General features: G+C 62.9%; 5 protein-coding genes. 4 read left to right on the top strand and 1 reads right to left on the bottom strand.

What is annotated here, in order from left to right:
* Positions 1–409: 409 nt before the first annotated feature.
* A complete protein-coding gene (locus tag G3446_RS20285) occupies positions 410–850 on the top strand; it encodes a gamma-butyrobetaine hydroxylase family protein (protein WP_164454726.1) in 441 nt (146 codons plus the stop codon).
* 21 nt (positions 851–871) lie between these two features.
* Entirely contained in the window at positions 872–2,038 is a 1,167-nt protein-coding gene (locus G3446_RS20280) for a PQQ-dependent sugar dehydrogenase (RefSeq protein WP_164454725.1), read from the top strand.
* Positions 2,039–2,097: 59 nt separating this feature from the next.
* On the opposite strand, the gene G3446_RS20275 is transcribed toward G3446_RS20280, so the two are convergent.
* Complete coding sequence (locus G3446_RS20275; RefSeq protein WP_164454724.1) at positions 2,098–3,318, bottom strand: argininosuccinate synthase; 1,221 nt, start codon at positions 3,316–3,318, stop codon at positions 2,098–2,100.
* Positions 3,319–3,556: 238 nt separating this feature from the next.
* On the opposite strand from G3446_RS20275, the gene G3446_RS20270 reads away from it, so the two are divergent.
* Both G3446_RS20270 and G3446_RS20265 read left to right on the top strand, forming a co-directional pair.
* Complete coding sequence (locus G3446_RS20270; protein ID WP_164454723.1) at positions 3,557–4,369, top strand: UDP-2,3-diacylglucosamine diphosphatase; 813 nt, start codon at positions 3,557–3,559, stop codon at positions 4,367–4,369.
* Between the two features lie 918 nt (positions 4,370–5,287).
* A complete protein-coding gene (locus G3446_RS20265) occupies positions 5,288–6,106 on the top strand; it encodes a response regulator (RefSeq protein WP_164454722.1) in 819 nt (272 codons plus the stop codon).
* Positions 6,107–6,143: the final 37 nt, after the last annotated feature.

Genomic DNA, 6,143 nt, shown 5'->3' with positions numbered 1-6,143 from the left:
ATCTCATCGTGATGCTGTTCAACAAAGGGGTTCATCGTCTGACTCCCGTGTGCGGGCTTACTCAAACGATAGACGATCCGCCCCTCTTTGGTTCCGGCTTTGCCGGGTTAGGGTGGACGAGCGAGCGAGACTGTGAAGAAATCCTGCGTAGGTTGGGCTGAGGTACGAAGCCCAACATGGCGGCTAGCCTAACGCTTTGATTGTTGGCCCCCCTGCGTCGACCCAACCTACACCAATCTGCGATCTTCGCGGTGCGCTTGGATTACTCTCACAGTCTCGAGCGCGAAGTCCACAGATGCCGGTGCCGATAATCCATTGGCCCCCCAGGCTTGATTGTCATAGCGGCGTCCGCAGCTAGCCGCCAACATGCACCTCATCACCCATTCCGCTCAGGGTCAGCCGTTCAGCCATGGACCATCAGCCAAATCCAATCGAGATCCAGCTTCATCAGAAATCCCGCGTCCTCGAGATCGCCTTCGACGACGGGGCGCGTTTCCGCCTGCCCTGCGAGTATCTGCGGGTCTATTCGCCGTCGGCGGAAGTGCGCGGGCATTCACCGGCGACGGCGAAGCTGCAGTTCGGCAAGGAGGGTGTTGGAATCACGGATCTCCAGCAGATCGGTCACTACGCGGTCAAGATCTTCTTCGACGACGGCCACAATTCGGGCCTCTACGATTGGCCCTATCTCTACCGGCTCGGTCGCGCCTGGCAGCCGTTTTGGCAGGATTATCTGAAGCGGCTCAGCGACGCCGGCCGCGAGCGCCAGGGGCCAGACCCCTTCGAGCAGATGAGGGCACAGGGCGAGGCGCCATCCGAGCTGCCGAGCACGGCAGCTGACGCTGGGCAATAGACATCAATCCGGGAGGGTCGCATGAAGCTCGATCGCTCGATGGTTTTGCCGCTGCTGCTGTGGATTCCGCTGGCCAACTGCGCGCCGACGGACGGCCCCGTCGAGCCGAGCGGGGACGTCCCTGAGGTCAAGGGCTGGCGCACCGAGACCGTCGTCTCAGGGCTCGAGCATCCCTGGTCTATCGCCTGGCTGCCGGACGGCTCGGCCTTGATTACCGAGCGTCCCGGACGGCTGCGGATCATGCGCGACGCGGTGCTGGACCCCGAGCCGATCGCCGGGGTGCCCGAAGTCCTCGGCGATGGACAGGGCGGTCTGCTGGATGTCGCCGTGCATCCCGATTTCGAGCAGAACCGGCTGATCTATCTGACCTACGCGGCCGGTACTAAGGACGCCAATCGCACCAGGCTCGCCCGTGCGCGGCTCGGTAAGGGTCGGCTCGAGGACCTGGAGGTCATCTTCCGCAATCCGGACGCCAAGTCGGGCGGTCAGCATTTCGGCTCCCGCTTGCTGTGGCTAGCCGACAAGACGCTGCTGATGAGCATCGGCGACGGCGGCAATCCGCCGGTCTCCTTTCAGGGCGAGCACATCCGCAAACAGGCGCAAAGTCTCGAGACGCTCTTCGGCAAGATCATCCGGCTGAGAGACGACGGCAGCGTGCCGGACGACAATCCCTTCGTCCATGAGGCCGGGGCGCGTCCTGAGATCTACAGCTACGGCCATCGCAACATCCAGGGCTTGGCGCTGGACCCGAGGACCGGCGACGTCTGGGCCAACGAGCACGGCGCGCGCGGCGGCGACGAGCTGAACCGCATCGTCGCCGGGCAGAACTACGGCTGGCCCGAGGTGACCTACAGCATGGAGTACTGGGGGCCCGAGATCTCAGATGAGACCAGCCGCCCGGGGATGGTCGACCCCAAGCTGGTCTGGACACCGTCCAAGGCCCCCAGCGGTCTCGCCCTCTACACAGGGAGCCGCTACCCAGGCTGGACCGGAAACCTCTTCAGCGGCGCGCTGAAGTTTCGCCAGATCCGCCGTATCCAGCTCGACGGTCATGCGGTCGTGGGGGAGGACAAGCTGACCATCGGCAAGCGCGTGCGGGACGTGCGGCAGGGGCCTGATGGCCTCCTCTATATCCTCACAGATGAGCCGGACGGCGCCCTGCTTCGGCTTCTGCCTCCCGCCTCCTGAGCCGCCAGCCCCGGCCTACGCTCGCTGGCGGCTGGCGGCTGGCGGCTGGCGGCTGGCGGCTACTGCTTCATCCGCCCCTGAACGCGCAGGCGCAGCGCATTCAGACGGATGAAGCCGGTCGCGTCCTTCTGGTCGTAAGCCCCCGCGTCTTCCTCGAAGGTCGCGATGGAGCTATCGAAGAGGCTGTTGGTCTCCGACTTGCGTCCCGCCACCATGACATTGCCTTTATAGAGCTTGAGGCGCACGACGCCGTTGACGACTGTCTGGGTCTTGTCGATGGCGGCCTGGAGCATCTCGCGCTCGGGCGAGAACCAATAGCCGTTGTAGATGAGGCTGGCGTAGCGGGGCATCAGCTCGTCCTTGAGGTGTGCCGCCTCGCGGTCGAGCGTCAGGGACTCGATGGCACGATGGGCCTTGAGCATGATGGTGCCGCCGGGTGTCTCGTAGCAGCCGCGGGACTTCATGCCGACATAGCGGTTCTCGACGATATCGGCGCGGCCGATGCCGTTCTCTCCACCGATGCGGTTGAGCTCGGCGAGCACCTCGGCCGGCGACATCGCCTTGCCGTCGATGGCGACGATGTCGCCCTTCTCATAGGTCAGCTCGAGCGTCCTCGGGGTGTCCGGCGCCTGCTCGGGCGAGACGCTCCAGCGCCACATGTCCTCGCCGGGCTCGACCCAGGGGTCTTCTAGGTCGTAGCCCTCGTAGGAGATGTGCAGCAGGTTGGCGTCCATGGAGTAGGGCGACTTGGTGCCGTCGCGCTTCATCTCGACCGCGATGCCGTGCTTCTCGGCGTAGGCCATCAGCTTCTCGCGCGAGAGCAGGTCCCACTCGCGCCAGGGGGCGATGATCTTGATCTCCGGATTCAGGGCGTAGGCGCCCAGCTCGAAGCGGACCTGGTCGTTGCCCTTGCCCGTGGCGCCGTGCGAGATGGCGTCTGCGCCCGTCTCGGCGGCGATCTCGATCAGGCGCTTGGCGATCAGCGGACGCGCGATCGAGGTGCCCAGCAGGTACTCGCCCTCGTAGATGGCGTTGGCGCGAAACATGGGGAAGACGAAGTCGCGCACGAACTCCTCGCGCAGGTCGTCGATGTAGATCTCCTTGACCCCGGCGGCTTGGGCCTTGGCGCGGGCCGGCTCCAGCTCCTCGCCCTGGCCAATGTCTGCCGTGAAGGTCACGACCTCGCAGCCGTACTCCTCCTGCAGCCATTTGAGGATGACAGAGGTATCCAGCCCGCCCGAGTAGGCCAGGACCACTTTCTTGACTGCGCTCTGCGCCATCGTTTCGCTCCGAATCTTGGGTTGAACGGCCCGCTCGCGGGCAAACGCACAGTATAGAGCGCGTCCTCTCCGAGTGGGAGCCGGTGCGGCGGCCGCGCCTCTGTTCGTCCGGTGTCATGTGTTCGTCAAAAAAACCTGTGCGAACAGTCGCTTTCATCGCATCTTCACCTGCTCTCAATGGCCCCGTAACCAAGTTCCGCGACCATTTCGCGAACTTTATCGGAGACAGGCTGTTGCGATGTCCGAAATCAAACGCATGCACCCCTTGAAGTACCGCAGCATCTTTCTGTCGGACATTCACTTGGGGTTTCGGGGCTGTCAGGCGCAGTTCGTGCTCGACTTTCTGCAGTCGACGCAGTGCAAGCAGCTCTATCTGGTCGGCGACATCATCGACCTTTGGGCCATGAAGAACGGCGTCTACTGGCCGGAGGCGCACAATCGAATCGTGCGCGAGATCTTCGAGAAGGCCAGGCAGGGGACCGAAGTCATCTACATCCCCGGAAATCACGACGGGCTCTTCCGCGATCATCTCGACGCCAGCTTCGGCGAGGTCGTCGTCAAGGACGAGATCGTCCATCACACCGCCGACGGGCGCCGCTTCCTGGTGCTGCATGGCGACAAGTTCGACGGCGTCGTCCAGCACAGCCTTTGGCTCGCCAAGCTGGGGTCGCGCGCCTATGACCACCTGCTTGCGCTCAATGCCTCTCTCAGCCGCGTGCGCGCGCGCTTCGGCATGAAATACTGGTCCTTGGCCGGGTACCTCAAGCACAAGGTCAAGAACGCGGTCAGCTACATCGGCAACTATGAGCGGGCCGTCGCGACCGAGGCGCAGCATCGGGATCTGGACGGCATGATCTGTGGCCACATCCATCACGCCGAGATGCGCGACATCCAAGGTGTGACCTACTGCAACTGCGGCGACTGGGTCGAGAGCTGCACGGCCTTGGTCGAGCATCATGACGGTCGCTTGGAGCTGCTGCGCTGGACCGATGCCTATCCGGAATCCATTGGCACGGCCGAGCCTGCAATTGTCTTGGCGCAGGCCAGCTGAGGCGCGAGCCCGCAGACGCCGCGGCGCCGGCCGCGGGCTCGTCTTCGCCGCTCTTGACGGGCGCCGCGTCTACCGGTCGGTATGCACGCCACTGCTCCCCGTCAGTGCCTCCCGCTAGCTCGGATGCCGCAATGGTGTCCGGCCATGCCATCAGCTGCGCAGGCGCTTCTCGCTCGATCCCCTATCGGGCAGCTCTGCTCTCTTGCCCTGCCTCCGTAGGCTCCATCAACCTCTCCCGCGCCGACGTCCCATCAAAAAAGGGCTGAGATACACGTTTCAGCCCTGTGTTATCCATAGATTTACGCACTCGCGACCCTTGATGTCTGTCTTGCCTGCGCTTGGCTAGGCTATTATCTCATCTTGCGTTTTCTGGATTTTCCGTTCATTTCATGGACGGGATGGATCTGATAAATCGTCTTCGTAACGTCTTCCTATTTGCGTAATAATTCGCGGGATCCTGTGACAGAGCTCAAAGCCCCCTGCTCGAGGGCCTGATTAAATCTGTAACGGAATCGCAACCAAGCGTGCGGAGCGGTCGAGCGTCCCGGAAGTCATGCCGTCGAGTGCGCTAGAGCCCTGCTGCTGTGTGGCTAGGCTCCGGGGGAAGCTCCCCGATAGAAGGATTCAAGAATAACCATCGTATTGTTCTGGCTAGGTCGCTTGCCCCGCTCGTCAGGTGCTTAGCATCCAGGTGGCCTCCTGCTCTCCAATGCCGTCAGGGTCGCCGGGAGCCGATGGGGCGCATGCCGAGCCAAGTCTTTGCCGCTGTGTGGTGATGGGTCGTGAGCGTTTCGAATAGTCGTTTGGCGTATTGTGGCGGTCGGTGGGGCTTCGAGCGCGCACCGATCGGTGTTGTCCCTGGAGTCAGGATGAAGTCCGGGTCTGTCTTCGAAACGGATTTCAACGTGGGGGTGACACATGGCTGCGGCCGAAAGTAGAGAGTTCTCCATTGCCCTTTGCGGCTTTCCGGAGTCCGACGAGAAGGCCTTGAACAGGGCCTTCATGCTGTCGAAGGTCCGTCCTCGGCGTTATCTCTTCTGGGAGCCTGGCCGGCGGCGTCCGGATTTCTTCGCCGTGAACGAAGACTTGTCCGCGGGCTCGCAAGTCTGGGCGGATCTGCGCGCCCAATTCTCGGGGCACGTCATCCCGGTGGTTCGTATCGGTGCCGCCGACAAGCTCGCGGACGAGTTCGCGGGCGTGGTCAACGTCTTCTTCAAGCGGCCCATCCTCGCCAATCGCATCCTCAAGACCCTGGACGCCCTGGTGACCGAGGTTTATCAGTTCGCGCCCGAGCTTGCGATCCACGATGACATGTCGATGCCGCTGCGCGGCGAGGAGGCGCATGTCACCCAGAGCGCCCAAGAAGCGCCGCCTTCTTACACAAAGCGCATTCTTGTCGTCGACGACAGCGAGTCCGTGCGCAAGATGATGGAGATGCGCCTGGCGAAGAAGGGCTATGCCGTGGACTTCGCGGTGACCGGCGAAGAGGCGCTGACCAGGGCGCGCGAGCAGTCCTATGACCTCATTTTTCTGGACGTCATGCTGCCGGGCATCAGCGGCTATGACGTCTCCCGCCATCTGAAGAAGGACATTCGGGTGCGCGCACCTGTCGTGATGCTGACCGGCAAGACATCCCGCATCGACAAGCTGCGTGGGACGCTCGCCTCTGCCGACGCCTATCTCACCAAGCCACTCACGATCGACAGTCTGAACGATACGCTGCAGCGTTATCTGTAACGCGCGTATCTGAGACGCACGCCCAAGAGGTACCGAA

The organism is Thiorhodococcus minor (assembly GCF_010820565.1).
GTDB classification, from domain to species: Bacteria; Pseudomonadota; Gammaproteobacteria; order Chromatiales; family Chromatiaceae; genus Thiorhodococcus; species Thiorhodococcus minor.
This window is presented reverse-complemented; position numbering and strand designations above follow the sequence as displayed.